The following is a 15,987-nucleotide window of genomic DNA, read 5'->3' as shown; positions in this document are numbered from 1 at the left end:
CTTTGTTCATGGGGGCCTCATGCAGACTCTTCAGGTCGATCTCGACGAGCGTAGCTATCCCATTCATATCGGCGAGCGGTTGATCGACCGCAGTGAACTATTCGCCGCGCAGATCCGTGGCCGGCAGGTCGCCATCGTCACCAACGAGACGGTAGCGCCGCTTTATCTCGACCGTTTGACGCGGGCCCTCTCCGGCTATGCCGTCACGCCAGTGATCCTTCCCGATGGCGAGGCTCACAAGAACTGGCAGACCCTGCAGCTCATTTTCGACGCGCTACTGGGTGCTCGGCATGACCGCCGCACGACGATAATTGCGCTCGGCGGCGGCGTGATCGGTGACATGGCGGGTTATGCGGCGGCCAGCTACCAGCGAGGGGTGGACTTCATTCAGGTGCCGACCACGCTGCTATCCCAGGTCGACTCGTCGGTGGGTGGCAAGACCGGCATCAATCACCCGCTGGGCAAGAACATGATCGGTGCCTTCTATCAGCCCCGGGCGGTGGTGATCGACACCACGACCCTGGCGACATTGCCGTCTCGTGAGTTGTCGGCCGGTCTTGCCGAAGTGATCAAGTATGGGCTGATTTGCGATGAGCCCTTCCTTGGCTGGCTCGAGACGAATATCGACCGGTTGCGTGCCCTCGATTCGGATGCCTTGACCGAAGCCATTCATCGTTCCTGCGCGGCCAAGGCTGCGGTGGTCAATGCCGACGAACGGGAGGGGGGCGTACGCGCCATTCTCAATCTCGGCCATACCTTTGGCCATGCGATAGAAACCCATATGGGATATGGCGTCTGGCTGCACGGCGAGGCCGTGGCGGCGGGAACCGTGATGGCCTTGCAGATGTCATGTCAACTGGGCTGGATTCGGCCGGACGACCGGGATCGGGCGATACGCTTGTTGCGCAGAGCCGGGCTGCCGGTGGTGCCGCCAGTCGAGATGCGGCCGCAGGATTTCCTCGAGCACATGGCCGTCGACAAGAAGGTGATGGATGGCCAGCTGCGCCTGGTCCTGCTCAAGCAGATGGGGGAAGCGGTGGTTACCGGTGATTTCCCCCGTGACGTGCTGGAGGCCACATTGAGCGTCGATTACGGCGCACTGACGGAACACTTGGGGGCGTAAGAAGATTCCATGACCAGTTTGTCCGCGGACGATGCGTTTCTGAACCACTACGGCTTCAGCCATGATCCCTTCGCTGCTCGTGTTCCGGGCTTCAAGTTCTTTCCTGCGCAGCGCAAACCGGTGCTCGGGCAGCTGCATCACCTGGCGCGCTACAGCCAGTTGCTGCTGGCCGTGACGGGGCCCGAAGGCAGTGGCAAGACGCTCCTGCGCCAAGCGCTGGTGGCCAGTAGCAACAAGCAGTCCGTTCAAAGCGTGGTCATTACGCCGCAGGCGATGACCGATGCCAGCGTGTTGCTTGCGCAGATCGCTCAGGCATTGAACAGCCAGAGTGCCGATTTCGATGCAGTGATGGCGCAGGTGATCCAGCTGGCCTTGACCGGGCAGGAGGTCTACCTGCTGGTGGACGATGCCGAGCGCCTGACCGGTGCTGCGGTGGAAACCTTGCTGCGCCTGGCCGCCGGAAGCCCCGAGGCGCGACCCCATGTGTTCCTGTTCGGCGAACCGGCCCTGGTCGGGCGCCTGGAGGCACTGAGCGAGGGGGATGAGCGCTACCATGCGATCGCGCTGCAACCTTACGACGAAGATGAAACCCGCGAGTACCTGGCGCTGCGGCTCGAAGGGGCCGGGGGCGGTATCGAGTGCTTGAGCGAAGAGCAGATCGTGCGCATCCATGAGCAATCGGGTGGCTGGCCGGGAGCGATCAACCAGGCGGCCCGGGACGAACTGCTGGCTGCGATGCAGAGTGCCAGAGGACGAGGAAAGGCGAAGGGCATGGCACTGCCGTTGCCCAAGAAGCATCTATTGGCGGTGCTGGGTGTGGTCTGCATCGTCGGTCTGGCGTTTCTCTTGCTGCGCGGCGGGGAGGATGAGCGCACCGCTCCAGCGGAGGTGACGCGCCTGTCGTTGAAGGGGGAGGAGCCGGTTGCCTCGGAAGGTGCGGTCGAGGAGCGCGAGGCGGCGATCGAGTTCGATGGGCGGGAGCGCCCTCTCTCTCTGCCGTTGGCCGGGGATGCCCAGCCGGTCATTCGCGAGCCGCTTGCAGCCGCTGCGGGAGGCGAGGAGCAGGGCGAGTCGGCGCCGTCCGGGACGGAGCGGGGCGAAGAGGCGGTTCCGCTCCCCGTGCCGACGGAGCGAATCGAGCTGGCACCCAAGCCGACGCCTGCTCCTGCGCCCGCTGAACCGGTGCGGCAAATTGCCGCTAAGCCTGCGCCTGCTCCTGTGGCGGAGGCTCCGAGGGGGGCGGACAACTGGTATGCCAGTCAGCCTGGAACCCATTACCTGGTACAGATTCTCGGTACACGAGCCGAGAAGAATGCCCAGGCGTTCATCCAGCAGCATGGCGGCAACTATCATTATTTCGTCAAGCAGCACCAGGGTAAGCCGCTGTATGTCGTGACTTACGGGAATTTCGCCAACCGTGCGGCGGCTGTGGCGGCAGTCAAGACACTGCCCGCCGCGTTGCAGGCGGGCAAGCCCTGGGTGCGGAGTTTCGCCAGCGTGCAACAGGAAGCTGGTCAGTCGCGCTAGAAAAATGCCCCAAAAAAGTGCGTAACGCACCGTTTTGGGGCTTTCAAAAATAAATTGTGCCGTTCCATCTGGCTTTGTAAACTGCTCCCCCTTTTGCCCACGTGAATGACGGGGCGATTCTGTGCGCCGTCAATAAGGGGTTGATTTACAACGTATTTTAGCTGGTGGAGTGCCTATGAGAGCAGGTCTGTTTCGTCCTGAAGAGTTCAAGGATAACTGCGGCTTCGGTCTGATTGCCCACATGCAGGGCGAGGCTAGCCATCACCTGCTAAAGACTGCCATTCAGTCCCTGACCTGCATGACCCACCGCGGCGGCATCAATGCGGACGGCAAGACCGGTGATGGCTGCGGCCTGCTGATGCAGAAACCCGATGCCTTCCTGCGTGCCAAGGCTCTCGAGCATTTCAATGCCGAGCTGCCGGCGCTCTATGCGGTCGGCATGATCTTCCTCAGCCAGGACGCCGCCATGGCCGAGACCGCGCGGGCCCGCCTGAACGAGGAAATCGCCGCTCAGGGGCTGACGCTGGTGGGCTGGCGCGAAGTTCCCGTCGACACCAGCGTGCTCGGGCAACTGGCCCTGGAGCGCCTGCCGCGCATCGAGCAGGTCTATGTCTGCGCTGACGGGATCAGCGAGCGCGACTTCGGCATCAAGCTGTTCTTCGCCCGGCGCCGGGCGGAAGTCGCCCTGGCCGACGACAAGGGCTTCTATGTCTGCAGCCTGTCGGACAAGGACATCATCTACAAGGGCCTGATGATGCCCGCCGACCTGGCGCAGTTCTACCCGGACCTCGGCGACGAGCGCCTCGCCACGGCGATCTGCGTGTTCCACCAGCGCTTCTCCACCAACACCATGCCGCAGTGGCGGCTGGCTCAGCCGTTCCGTTTTCTCGCGCACAACGGCGAAATCAATACCATTACCGGCAACCGCAACTGGGCCCAGGCGCGCCGCCTGAAGTTCGCCAACGAACTGCTGCCGGATCTCGAGAGCCTGTCGCCGCTGATCAACCGTACCGGTTCGGACTCCTCGAGCATGGACAACATGCTCGAACTGTTGGTCACCGGCGGCATGGATCTGTTCCGTGGTCTGCGCATGATCATTCCGCCGGCCTGGCAGAACGTCGAGACCATGGACCCGGACCTGCGCGCGTTCTACGAATTCAACTCCATGCACATGGAGCCCTGGGATGGCCCGGCCGGCGTGGTGCTGACCGACGGTCGCCACGCCGTCTGCCTGCTCGACCGTAACGGCCTGCGTCCGGCGCGCTGGGTGACCACCAAGAACGGCTACATCACCCTGGCCTCCGAAGTCGGCGTCTGGGACTACCAGCCCGAGGACGTCCTGGCCAAGGGCCGCGTCGGTCCGGGGCAGATCCTCGCCGTGGATACCCACACCGGCAAGGTGCTGCACACCGATGACATCGACAATCATCTGAAGTCGCAGCAGCCCTACAAGAAGTGGCTGCGCCAGAATGCCCTGCGCATCCAGTCGACCCTGGACGACAACGATCATGGTTCGGCCTTCTATGACGCCGACCAGCTCAAGCAGTACATGAAGATGTTCCAGGTCACCTTCGAGGAGCGTGACCAGGTCCTGCGTCCGCTGGCCGAGCAAGGCCAGGAAGCGGTCGGTTCGATGGGCGACGACACGCCGATGGCCGTGCTATCGCGGCGCGTGCGTTCGCCTTACGACTACTTCCGCCAGCAGTTCGCGCAGGTCACCAACCCGCCGATCGACCCGCTGCGCGAAGCCATCGTGATGTCGCTGGAAACCTGCCTGGGAGCCGAGCGTAACGTCTACGAGGAAACGCCCGAGCATGCCAACCGCGCGATCCTGACCACGCCGGTGATCTCCCCGGCGAAGTGGCGCAGCATCATGGAACTGGACCGCCCGGGCTTCGAACGGCTGGTCATCGACCTCAACTACGACGAGAGCCTCGGCCTCGAGGCGGCGATCCGCAACATCGCCGACCAGGCCGAGGAAGCCGTGCGTGGCGGCAAGGTGCTGCTGGTGCTCAGCGACCGCCACATCGCGCCGGGCAAGCTGCCGGTGCATGCCTCGCTGGCGGTCGGTGCCGTGCACCACCGCCTGGTCGAGACCGGCCTGCGCTGCAGCTGCAACATCCTGGTGGAAACCGCCACCGCCCGCGACCCGCACCACTTCGCGGTGCTGATCGGCTTCGGCGCGACTGCGGTCTACCCGTTCCTCGCCTACGAGGTGCTGGGCGACCTGATCCGCACCGGCGAAGTGTTGGGCGATCTCTACGAGGTGTTCAAGCACTACCGCAAGGGCATCTCCAAGGGGCTGATGAAGATTATCTCCAAAATGGGCATCTCCACCATCGCTTCCTACCGTGGTGCCCAGCTGTTCGAGGCCATCGGCCTGTCCGCGGACGTGGTCGAGCTGAGCTTCCGCGGCGTCGCCAGCCGCATCCAGGGCGCCCGTTTCAGCGATCTCGAGGCCGAGCAGAAGGCGCTCGCCGCCGAGGCCTGGAGCAATCGCAAGCCGATCCAGCAGGGCGGCCTTTTGAAGTTCGTCTACGGCGGCGAATACCACGCCTACAACCCCGACGTGGTCAGTGCGCTGCAGATGGCGGTGCAGAGCGGCGACTACGGCCGTTTCAAGGAATACACCGCGCTGGTCGACCAGCGCCCGGTGGCGATGCTGCGTGACCTGCTCAAGGTGAAGGTGGCCGATCACCCACTGGCGCTGGAAGAGGTCGAGCCGCTGGAAGCGATCCTCAAGCGCTTCGACTCGGCCGGCATTTCGCTCGGTGCGCTGTCGCCCGAGGCCCACGAGGCCATCGCCGCGGCGATGAACCGGATCGGCGCGCGCTCGAACTCCGGTGAGGGCGGCGAAGATCCGGCCCGTTACGGCACCGAGCGCAGCTCGAAGATCAAGCAGGTCGCCACCGGCCGCTTCGGTGTCACCCCGGAATACCTGGTCAACGCCGAAGTGCTGCAGATCAAGGTGGCGCAAGGCGCCAAGCCCGGCGAGGGTGGCCAGCTGCCCGGCGGCAAGGTCAACGGCCTGATCGCGCGGCTGCGCTACGCGGTGCCGGGCGTCACGCTGATTTCGCCGCCGCCGCACCACGACATCTATTCCATCGAGGACCTGGCGCAGCTTATCTTCGACCTCAAGCAGGTCAACCCGCAGGCGCTGGTGTCGGTCAAGCTGGTGGCCGAGCCGGGCGTTGGCACCATCGCCGCCGGCGTCGCCAAGGCCTATGCCGACCTGATCACCATTTCCGGCTACGATGGCGGCACCGGCGCTTCGCCGCTGACTTCGATCCGCTACGCCGGCTCGCCCTGGGAACTCGGCCTGGCCGAAACCCACCAGACCCTGCGCGGCAACGACCTGCGCGGCAAGGTCCGGGTGCAGACCGACGGCGGCCTGAAGACCGGCCTGGACGTGATCAAGGCGGCAATCCTCGGTGCCGAGAGCTTCGGCTTCGGTACCGCGCCGATGATCGCGCTGGGCTGCAAATACCTGCGTATCTGCCACCTGAACAACTGCGCCACCGGTGTCGCGACCCAGAACGAGCAACTGCGCAAGGACCACTTCATCGGCACCGTCGACATGGTGGTGAACTTCTTCCAGTTCGTCGCCGAGGAAACCCGCGAGTGGCTGGCCAGGCTGGGCGTGCGCAGCCTGGGCGAACTGATCGGGCGCACCGACCTGCTCGAGATCCTGCCGGGCGAGACCGCCAAGCAGGGCAACCTGGACCTGAGCCCGCTGCTCGGCGGCAACGACATCCCGGTCGACAAGCCGCAGTTCTGCGAGGTCGAGAAGAACCCGCCGTTCGACCAGGGTCTGCTGGCCGAGGAAATGGTCAAGCTGGCCAAGGGCGCCATCGGGACCAAGAGCGGTGGCGAGTTCGCGCTGGAAATCTGCAACTGCGACCGCTCCATCGGTGCTCGTGTGTCCGGTGAGATCGCCCGCCAGCACGGCAACCAGGGCATGGTCGCTGCGCCGATCACCTTCCGCTTCAAGGGCACCGCCGGCCAGAGCTTCGGCGTCTGGAACGCCGGCGGCCTCAACCTCTACCTCGAAGGCGATGCCAACGACTACGTCGGCAAGGGCATGACCGGCGGCAAGCTGGTGATCACCCCGCCGCAGGGCAGCGCCTACCGTTCGCAGGACTCGGCTATCATCGGCAACACCTGCCTGTATGGTGCCACCGGCGGCAAGCTGTTCGCCGCCGGTACCGCGGGCGAGCGCTTCGCGGTGCGCAACTCCGGTGCCCATGCGGTCGTGGAAGGCTCGGGCGACCATTGCTGCGAATACATGACCGGTGGCTTCGTCTGCGTGCTGGGCAAGACCGGGCACAACTTCGGCTCCGGCATGACTGGCGGTTTCGCCTACGTGCTGGACATGGACAACAGCTTCATCGATCGGGTGAACAACGAGCTGGTCAATTTGCACCGCATCACGGGTGAGACGATGGAGGCCCATCGCAGCCATCTGCAGGAGGTATTGCGCGAGTACGTCGCCGAGACCGCAAGCGCCTGGGGCATCGAGCTGCTGGAGAATCTCGACGACTACCTGCGTCGTTTCTGGCTGGTCAAGCCCAAGGCGGCCAACCTGGCGTCGCTGCTGTCGAGCACGCGCGCGAACCCCCAATAACAAGCAGCCGCAAGCCGCAAGCCTCGCGCGACGAGCGAGAGGCCTGCGGCAGCCGTGAAGAGTCTTGCAGTTGCGGCCTATGGCCTGCTGCTGCCGTCAAGAGGTTTTGAAATGACTGAACGTCTGAATAACGACTTCCAGTTCATCGAGGTCGGGCGCAAGGATCCGAAGAAGAAGCTGCTGCGCCAGCGCAAGAAGGAGTTCGTCGAGATCTACGAACCCTTCAAGCCGCAGCAGGCCTGCGAGCAGGCGCATCGCTGCCTGGGTTGCGGCAACCCTTATTGCGAGTGGAAGTGCCCGGTCCACAACTACATCCCCAACTGGCTCAAGCTGGTCTCCGAGGGCAACATCCTCGCGGCGGCCGAGCTGGCGCACCAGACCAACACCCTGCCGGAAGTCTGCGGCCGCGTCTGCCCGCAGGATCGCCTGTGCGAAGGCGCCTGTACTCTCAACGACGGCTTCGGCGCGGTGACCATCGGCTCGGTGGAGAAGTACATCGCCGATACCGCCTTCGCCATGGGCTGGCGCCCGGACATGTCCAAGGTCAAGTCGACCGGCAAGAAGGTCGCCATCATCGGTGCCGGCCCGGCGGGCCTGGGTTGCGCCGACGTGCTGGTACGCAACGGCGTGACCCCGGTGGTGTTCGACCGTAACCCGGAAATCGGCGGCCTGCTGACCTTCGGTATCCCCGAGTTCAAGCTGGAGAAGACCGTACTCAGCCGTCGTCGCGAGATCTTCAGCGGCATGGGCATCGAATTCCGCCTCAATACCGAGGTGGGCAAGGACGTCACCATCGAGCAGTTGCTGGCCGATTACGATGCGGTGTTCATGGGCATGGGCACCTACACCTACATGAAGGGCGGCTTTCCCGGCGAGGACCTCCCCGGCGTGCACGACGCGCTGGATTTCCTCATCGCCAACGTCAACCGCAACCTCGGCTTCGAGAAGTCCGCCGAGGACTTCATCGACATGAAGGGCAAGAAGGTGGTGGTGCTCGGCGGCGGCGACACCGCGATGGACTGCAACCGTACCTCCATCCGCCAGGGCGCCAAGAGCGTGACCTGCGCCTATCGCCGCGATGCGGCGAACATGCCGGGTTCGCGCCGCGAGGTGAAGAACGCCAAGGAAGAGGGCGTGAAGTTCCTCTTCAACCGCCAGCCCATCGCCATCGTCGGCGAAGGCAAGGTGGAAGGCGTCAAGGTGGTCGAGACCCGTCTCGGCGCGCCGGACGCTCGCGGTCGTCGCAGCCCCGAGCCGATCCCGGGCTCCGAGCAGGTGCTGCCGGCCGATGCGGTGGTCATCGCCTTCGGTTTCCGCCCGAGCCCGGCGCCGTGGTTCGAGGCCCAGGGCATCCAGGTCGACAACCAGGGCCGCGTGGTCGCGCCCGGGGTGGGGCACTCGTTCAAGCACCAGACCAGCAACCCGAAGATCTTCGCCGGCGGCGACATGGTGCGCGGTTCCGATCTGGTGGTGACGGCGATCTACGAAGGGCGCCAGGCGGCCGAAGGGATCATGGACTTCCTCGGCGTCTGATCGCGGTTTCCGGGCTGCCTGACCTGAATCAAACCCTGGATAAAAGGCACGGTACCCGCCGTGCCTTTTGTTTTCCGCTTTGCGACAATGCACGGCACTTTTTTGCTGGAACCCTGCCATGACCGCCTTGAAGAACGACCGCTTCCTTCGTGCCCTGCTCAAGCAGCCCGTCGACGTCACCCCGGTGTGGATGATGCGCCAGGCCGGCCGCTACCTGCCGGAATACCGCGCCAGCCGCGCCAAGGCCGGTGACTTCATGAGCCTGTGCATGAATCCGGAGCTGGCCTGCGAGGTGACCCTGCAGCCGCTGGATCGCTACCCGCTGGACGCGGCGATCCTGTTCTCCGACATCCTCACCGTGCCGGATGCCATGGGCCTGGGGCTGTACTTCGAGACCGGCGAAGGCCCGCGTTTCAAGAAGGTCGTCGCCAGCGCCGCCGACATCGAGGCCCTGCCGATCCCGGACCCGGAAAAGGACCTGGGCTACGTGATGGACGCCGTGCGTACCATCCGCCGCGAACTCAATGGCCGCGTGCCGCTGATCGGCTTCTCCGGCAGCCCCTGGACCCTGGCGACCTACATGGTCGAGGGCGGCTCTTCCAAGGATTTCCGCAAGTCCAAGGCCATGCTCTACGAGAACCCGCAGGCCATGCATGCGCTGCTGGACAAGCTGGCCCGGTCGGTCACCAGCTACCTCAACGGCCAGATCCGCGCCGGCGCCCAGGCCGTGCAGATCTTCGATTCCTGGGGCGGCAGCCTGTCCGCCGCGGCGTACCAGGAGTTCTCCCTGGCCTACATGCAGAAGATCGTCGACGGCCTGATTCGCGAGCATGACGGCCGTCGCGTGCCGGTCATCCTGTTCACCAAGGGCGGCGGGCTGTGGCTGGAGTCCATGGCCGCGTCCGGCGCCGAAGCGCTGGGGCTGGATTGGACCTGCGACATCGGCGAAGCGCGCCGGCGCGTCGGCGACAAGGTCGCGCTGCAGGGCAACATGGACCCGAGCGTGCTCTATGCCAAGCCCGAGGCCATTCGTGCCGAGGTGGCGCGGATTCTCGCCAGCTATGGCCATGGCAACGGTCACGTGTTCAACCTGGGCCACGGCATCACCCCGGAAGTCGACCCGGCGCATGCCGGCGCCTTCATCGAGGCGGTGCACGAGCTGTCGGCGCAGTACCACGCCTGATTCGCTCCCGCCTGCACGAAAAACGCCCCGCTTTTGCGTAATGCTGTTCACTTAAGCGACAAGCTGGGTGCAGGATCTCGTAGGAGCGCGCCATGCCCGCGATTCGCGCGCATGGCGCGCTCCTACGAAGAAATCTCTGTGCTTATCTGAACGGCATTACCCGCGTTTGCGGGGCGTTTCGTTTCCGGGTCAGTGCGCGGCGCGCGCTTCGGGCAAGGCCGGTAGCCGCGCCAGATGCAGGGCCACGGCGAGCGATACCAGCAGCAGCGAAGCGATGAACAACCCGACGCCGTCCCAGCCGGCGGCGTGCCAGAACACCCCGCCCAGGGTACCGGCGATGCTGGAGCCCAGGTAATAGCCGAACAGGTAGAGTGACGATGCCTGGCCACGGGCCTGGGTGGCGCGGCGGCCGATCCAGCTGCTGGCGACCGAGTGGGCGCCGAAGAAGCCGAAGGTGAACAGCAGCATGCCCAGCAACACCATCGGCAGCCGCTCGAACAGGGTCAGGCTGATTCCCGCGAGCATCAGCGCGATCACCATCCAGAACACCCTGCGCCGGCCGAACCGGTCGGCCAGGGCGCCGACCTGCGCCGAGCTGTAGATTCCCGACAGGTAGACCACCGCCAGCAGCCCGACCAGGGTCTGGCTGAGCTGGAAGGGGGCGGCGATCAGCCGATAGCCGATGTAGTTGTACAGGGTGACGAAGCTGCCCATCAGCAGGAAGCCCTGGAGAAACAGCCAGGGCAGGCCGGCATCGCGAAAGTGCAGGGTATAGCCCTGTAGCAGCCCCCGAGGACGCAACGGGCGCGGTTGGAAATGTCGCGATTCCGGCAGCAGGCGCCAGAACAGCAGCGCGGCCAGCAGCGCCAGCCCGCCCATCACGGCGAGCACGCTGTGCCAGGATAGATAGTCGACCAGCACCCCGCTGAGCAGCCGCCCGCTCATTCCGCCGATGGCATTGCCGCCGATGTACAGCCCCATCGCCAGCCCGAGGTGCTGCGGATGGATCTCCTCGCTGAGGTAGGTCATGGCGACCGCGGCCAAACCGCTCAGGGCCAGGCCAACCAGTGCGCGCATCAGCAGCACGCCGTGCCAGCTGGGCATCAGGGCGCTGCCCAGGGTGAACAGCGCGGCGGCCAGCAACGAGGCGAGCATCACCGGCTTGCGGCCGATGGCGTCGGAGATCGGCCCGGTGACCAGCAGGCCGACCGCCAGGGTGATGGTCGATAACGACAGGACCAGGCTGCTCTGCGCCGCATTGATAGCGAAGGCCTGCGACAGCATCGGCATCATCGGTTGCACGCAATAGAGCAGGGCGAAGGTGGCGAAGCCGCCGGCGAACAGGGCCAGGGCGGTACGGGTGAAGCGGGGCGTGCCCTTTTCCGTATGGACAGGGGCAGGTTCCTCTTCGGCTTGCGCCGGCTCGCCGGCTGCGCGCTGGAGGCTGTTCATCAGGCTGGATCTCTCTGTTCGTTTTTCCGGCCAAAAGTTACCCGTCACGGGCATTCGCTGTTTCGAGCGTTGGCGCGAGGGAGCTGATCTGGCTTATGGAGAGAAATGATAGGAAGCTTGATTTAATGTATCCAATATATTATTCGACAGAATCAATAGGTATTACGAATCAATGAGGCGCTCATGGAGCTGCGACACCTGCGTTATTTCGTGGCCGTGGCCGAAGAGCTGCACTTCGGTCGAGCGGCGGAGCTGCTGCGTATTTCCCAGCCGCCACTGAGCCAGCAGATCCAGGCGCTGGAACAGGAACTTGGCGTGCGCCTGTTCGACCGGACCAACCGTCGGGTCTCGCTGACCGATGCCGGGCGGATCTTCCTCGAGGAAACCCGGCGGACGCTGGCGCAGGTGGACAAATCGGTGGACGTGGTGCGCCGCGCCGAGCAGGGCGAGATCGGCGAGCTGCAGGTCGGTTTCACCTCATCGGCGCCTTTCACCTCGATCCTGCCGCGGGCGATCCTGGCGTTCCGCCAGGCCTTCCCGGCGGTGCATCTCGCCCTGCAGGAAATGACCAGCAAAGAGGTGGTCGAGGCGGTGCAGGACGAGACGCTGCAGGTCGGCATGATCCGCCCGTTCGCCCTGCCATCCGGGTTGCAGACGGTGGAATTGTTCAGCGAGCCGCTGGTGGCGCTGATGCACGCCGCGCATCCGCTGGCTCAGACTGGCGAGGAGGGGCTGGCACTGGCGGAGCTGGCTGCCGAGCCGTTCGTGTTCTTTCCGCGCAGCTACGGCACCGGGCTCTACGATCAACTGCTCGATCTGGCGCGACAGGCGGGCTTCAGCCCACGGATCGCCCAGGAGGCGAACGAGGCGCTGACCATCATCGGATTGGTTGCCGCGGGGCTGGGGGTTTCGGTGTTGCCGGCGTCGTTTCGGCGCATCCGCATCGACGGCGTGGCGTTTCGTACCCTGCTGGACAAGGACGCCACTACCGCCGTGTGGCTGGTCAAGCGACGCCAGGAGCAGTCACCGCTGGCCCAGGCATTCATCGACCTGGTTACCCGGGCGGCGCTTTCCGGCAGCTGATGCCCCGAAGAGCGGCTCGATGTTGAACCGCAGGCGCCGTGCCGAGACTGCCCGGCACGGAGGTGGAGCTCAGTTGAAGCGGTACTTCGCTTCGATCTTGCGTTTCTGCAGGGTGAACTCGGTCAGATCGATCTGGTTCTGGGCCAGTTGATCTTCCAACTTTTCCATCTCGCGGTTTTCCAGCGTGCTGACGTGGTGCTTGGTGGCGTGATAGTTGATGGTTTCCGCTGCGCTGTGCCCGCTGACCGGGTCCCAGAGAATGGACAGCGGCCAGAACAGCAGGTTGACTACCCCGAAACCATATTCGCGGCCGTAGAACGAGCCACCGCCTGGCAACAGGCCAAGTGCGGTACCCAGGGCAGGGTTCTTTTCCTCGACCACCAGGCCGGCGGCTTCATAGTGGCGCAGTTCGGATTTCTGATAGGAGTTCAGACCGCTCGCGCAGCCGGTGGAAGCGAGAATCGCACCGGTAAGAATGATGGGGGTAAGTTTCACGACAGCTCCTTGTTATTGGCAACGTGCGCGCTCCATGGCGCGCTGGCGCGGAAACTACCATGAGTAATGTCAATATGACATGACCATGCGCAGGTTTACTGATCGTGTCTTGCCCACCGGATGAGTTGCCGACAAACTGGTCCAGCCGCTTTAGCTTGAACCATTCAGCAGTGCCGGGCTTTTCACCTTGACACCGCTTGGCGCTCTGCCAAAGCTACAGCGCAGCCGGCGAGGACGCCGGCTATTTCCCCCTGCACAAGAGAACGATTATGAAACGGATTCTGCTAGCGTCCCTGCTCTTCACCGCTTCCGCCAGCGCCTTCGCCACCGCGCCGGGTGGCCCGGGTTGCGGTTGGGGCAACATGTTGTTCGAAGGCCAGCGCGGCCTGCCATCCCATCTGGTGGCTTCGCTCACCAATGGCACGTCGGGTAACGCCACCTTCGGCATGACTTCCGGAACCAACGGTTGTTCGACCGACGGGGCGCTGCAGTACAACGGCAAGTCAATGCTGGTGCTCGGCAGCATCATGACCGAACTATCCGAGGACATGGCTATGGGCGAGGGCGAGGCGCTGACCACCTATGCCGTCGTGCTGGGTATCAAGCCCGAGGATCGTGCGCATTTCGCAAGCGTCACCCAGGCGCACTTCAGCGAGATCTTCAGTTCCGCCGACGTGACTGCCGAGCAGGTTCATGCCGCCACCCTGGCAGTGCTCAAGCAGGACGCCCGTCTGGCCCAGTACGCCGAGCAGGCCTGAGTTTCCGCCCCTTCCATCGTGCCCGCTCCGGCGGGCACTTTCGTATCTGCTTGCCATTGGCCGAATATGCTTCGACCCCTGCTACTGCTGGCGCTGTGCAGCGCGAGCGCCATGGTGCTGGCTGCCCCTTCCCCTGTTTCCGCCCCGCGGCGGTTGGCCGACGACGCCTACTGGCATTCGCTCGGCCACTACGAGCGCGGCAAGCTGGGCGGCTGGCGCAGCTATGTCGATGACGATGACTTCTTCCTCGCCGACGGCGGGGAACATGACCCGGCCGCCGAGCTTGCGGCCACCCTCGCTGCGCTCTACGCCCCGGCGAGCCAGGGCGATCGCCACGCCCAATGCGTCTATCCGGCGCGCACGCGCTGGCTGCGCGAACAGCTGGAGCTGACCGATCTGCCAGCGGTCGAATGTCCCGAGTTCAGAGCCTGGTACGCCGAGGTCGCCCCGCACGGCACCGTAATGGTCTTTCCTGCGGCCTACCTCAACAGCCCGTCGTCGATGTTCGGCCACACGCTGCTGCGCATCGACCAGGCTGATATCGGTTCCCAGGGCAGCCCACTGCTGAGCTCAGCCCTCAACTTCGGTGCCTTCATCGAGGGGGCGGACAACAGCATTCTCTATGCCTGGAAAGGCCTGATGGGAGGCTATCCGGGGCTTTTCTCGCTGCTGCCGTACCGCGAGAAGATCGGCGAATACAGCCGCCTGGAGAACCGCGATCTCTGGGAATACCGGCTGAACCTGACCGCGGAGGAAACGGGGCGCATGCTCGAGCATGTCTGGGAGCTCAAGCAGATCCGCTTCGACTATTTCTTCTTCGACGAGAATTGCTCCTACCGCCTGCTCGAACTGCTGGAGGTCGCTCGGCCCGGGCTCGAACTGACCGAGCAATTTCCATTGACCGCGATTCCGGCCGATACCGTGCGGGTTGTGATCGATGCCGGGCTCGTCGAAGGCATCGACTATCGGCCATCGCGCGAGCGCGAACTGCTGACCCGTACCGCGCCGCTCGACAGCGAGGAGCTGGAGTGGGTTAGCCAACTGGCCGGTGATCCACAGGTGCTCGGACAGCATGATTACCTGGCATTGCCGGACGAACGCCGCGCGCTGATCCAGGACGGCGCCTACCGTCTGGTCCGCTACCGGGTCACCGGAGAGGAGCGTGACTCTGCCAATGCGGCGCACAGTTATCGTTTGCTGCAGGCGATCAATCGCAACCCACCCCCGCGCCTGGACGTTGTGCGGCCGATCCTGCCGGAGCACGGCCATGAGTCGCGCACCCTGCAGTTCGGGCTTGGTGGCCGTGGCGAACATGCCTTCGCCGAGTACGGGCTGCGCATGGCCTATCACGACTTGCTCGACAATCTCGAGGGCTTTCCGCTGGGGGCGCAGATCGAAATCGCCCAGCTGCAGCTGCGCCAGTACGAAGGCAATCGCTGGAAACTGCAGCGGCTGGACCTGGCTGGAATCCGTTCGCTGACCCCGGTCACGCCGCTGTTGCGGCCCTGGTCCTGGCAGATCGCGGCGGGGCTGGAGCGCGTGCCGTGGGGGGATGGGGACGACCGCCTGGTCGGCCATTTCGATGGTGGCGGCGGGTTCACCTGGCAGCTCGGCGAGGATCTGCTCGGCTTCGCCCTGGCAACTGCGCGCCTGGAAGTGAACCCCGGCTTCAGCGCGGCCGTCAGTCCGGCGGCGGGTTTCGACGGCGGCCTGCTGTGGCGGAATGCGGCGGGCAACCTGCTGCTGGAGGCGCGGGGGGATTATTTCCACAACGGCGAAGTGCGTCGTCGCCTCGACCTGGCCCAGCAATTCGAACTGCGTGGCGATACCGGCCTGCGTCTGAGCCTGGGCCGCAGCTTCAGCCATCGGGCCGAGCCGGAAACGGAGTTCCAGTTGCAGCTGCGCTGGTATTACTACTGAGGCGCGCTAGCCGGCTGGACGGTGGGCCGGCTCATGTTCGTGTATCAGCCGCGTCACGCGAATATCGCTGATGCCGAGGATAGCCGCCTGCTTAAGTAACTCTTCGTCGCGGGCATCCGCTTCGGGCATCACCAGGCTGTTTTCCATGTCGGCATGGTGCAGGCGGATCAGCTGCGCGGCGGCGGCTGCGGTCGAGAGGGAATCGTCTTGCGACTCGATGATCTCGGCACGTGGATCGTTCTGGTAGATGTAGTTCACCTCGAACGTGTGAGTCGTCTTGCCGAACATG

The 15,987-nt window shown here is 64.6% G+C and carries 11 protein-coding genes; 8 read left to right on the top strand and 3 right to left on the bottom strand.

Features of this window, described 5'->3' with window-relative positions:
* The first annotated feature begins 19 nt into the window (after window positions 1-19).
* The 5 genes from aroB (at window position 20) to hemE (ending at window position 9,990) form a co-directional block, all read left to right on the top strand.
* Window positions 20-1,123 carry a 3-dehydroquinate synthase gene (aroB, locus tag CXK94_RS00295; RefSeq protein ID WP_102892846.1) on the top strand — a complete coding sequence of 368 codons (1,104 nt, stop codon included), beginning with the start codon at window positions 20-22 and terminating at the stop codon, window positions 1,121-1,123.
* A 9-nt stretch (window positions 1,124-1,132) separates the two neighbouring features.
* Complete coding sequence (locus tag CXK94_RS00290; protein ID WP_102892845.1) at window positions 1,133-2,650, top strand: AAA family ATPase; 1,518 nt, start codon at window positions 1,133-1,135, stop codon at window positions 2,648-2,650.
* A gap of 175 nt (window positions 2,651-2,825) precedes the next feature.
* Entirely contained in the window at window positions 2,826-7,274 is a 4,449-nt protein-coding gene (gltB, locus tag CXK94_RS00285; RefSeq protein ID WP_102892844.1) for a glutamate synthase large subunit, read from the top strand.
* Between the two features lie 111 nt (window positions 7,275-7,385).
* Complete coding sequence (locus CXK94_RS00280; RefSeq protein ID WP_037037845.1) at window positions 7,386-8,807, top strand: FAD-dependent oxidoreductase; 1,422 nt, start codon at window positions 7,386-7,388, stop codon at window positions 8,805-8,807.
* Between the two features lie 118 nt (window positions 8,808-8,925).
* Window positions 8,926-9,990 (top strand): uroporphyrinogen decarboxylase, encoded by a 1,065-nt coding sequence (gene hemE, locus CXK94_RS00275; RefSeq protein WP_037037844.1) that lies wholly within the window; start codon window positions 8,926-8,928, stop codon window positions 9,988-9,990.
* A gap of 189 nt (window positions 9,991-10,179) precedes the next feature.
* Here hemE and CXK94_RS00270 read toward each other — a convergent pair whose 3' ends face one another.
* Entirely contained in the window at window positions 10,180-11,442 is a 1,263-nt protein-coding gene (locus CXK94_RS00270) for an MFS transporter (RefSeq protein ID WP_102892843.1), read from the bottom strand.
* A gap of 183 nt (window positions 11,443-11,625) precedes the next feature.
* On the opposite strand from CXK94_RS00270, the gene CXK94_RS00265 reads away from it, so the two are divergent.
* Window positions 11,626-12,525: a LysR family transcriptional regulator gene (locus CXK94_RS00265; RefSeq protein WP_037037843.1), complete on the top strand. Its 900-nt coding sequence runs from the start codon at window positions 11,626-11,628 to the stop codon at window positions 12,523-12,525.
* 69 nt (window positions 12,526-12,594) lie between these two features.
* Here CXK94_RS00265 and CXK94_RS00260 read toward each other — a convergent pair whose 3' ends face one another.
* Window positions 12,595-13,020 carry a hypothetical protein gene (locus CXK94_RS00260; protein WP_037037842.1) on the bottom strand — a complete coding sequence of 142 codons (426 nt, stop codon included), beginning with the start codon at window positions 13,018-13,020 and terminating at the stop codon, window positions 12,595-12,597.
* A 269-nt stretch (window positions 13,021-13,289) separates the two neighbouring features.
* Between CXK94_RS00260 and CXK94_RS00255 the strand changes: the two genes are divergently transcribed.
* Window positions 13,290-13,778: a DUF3015 domain-containing protein gene (locus CXK94_RS00255; RefSeq protein WP_037037841.1), complete on the top strand. Its 489-nt coding sequence runs from the start codon at window positions 13,290-13,292 to the stop codon at window positions 13,776-13,778.
* A 66-nt stretch (window positions 13,779-13,844) separates the two neighbouring features.
* Window positions 13,845-15,698, top strand: coding sequence for a DUF4105 domain-containing protein (locus CXK94_RS00250; RefSeq protein WP_102892842.1), 1,854 nt, complete (start codon window positions 13,845-13,847; stop codon window positions 15,696-15,698).
* A gap of 6 nt (window positions 15,699-15,704) precedes the next feature.
* Here CXK94_RS00250 and CXK94_RS00245 read toward each other — a convergent pair whose 3' ends face one another.
* Window positions 15,705-15,986, bottom strand: a complete 282-nt coding sequence (locus CXK94_RS00245) for a hypothetical protein (RefSeq protein ID WP_102892841.1) — start codon at window positions 15,984-15,986, stop codon at window positions 15,705-15,707.
* Window position 15,987 lies beyond the last annotated feature (1 nt).

The organism is Stutzerimonas stutzeri (assembly GCF_002890915.1).
Classification (GTDB): domain Bacteria; phylum Pseudomonadota; class Gammaproteobacteria; order Pseudomonadales; family Pseudomonadaceae; genus Stutzerimonas; species Stutzerimonas stutzeri_AF.
The sequence above is the reverse complement of the archived record's forward strand: the minus strand, read 5'-3'. Positions and strand labels throughout refer to the sequence as shown.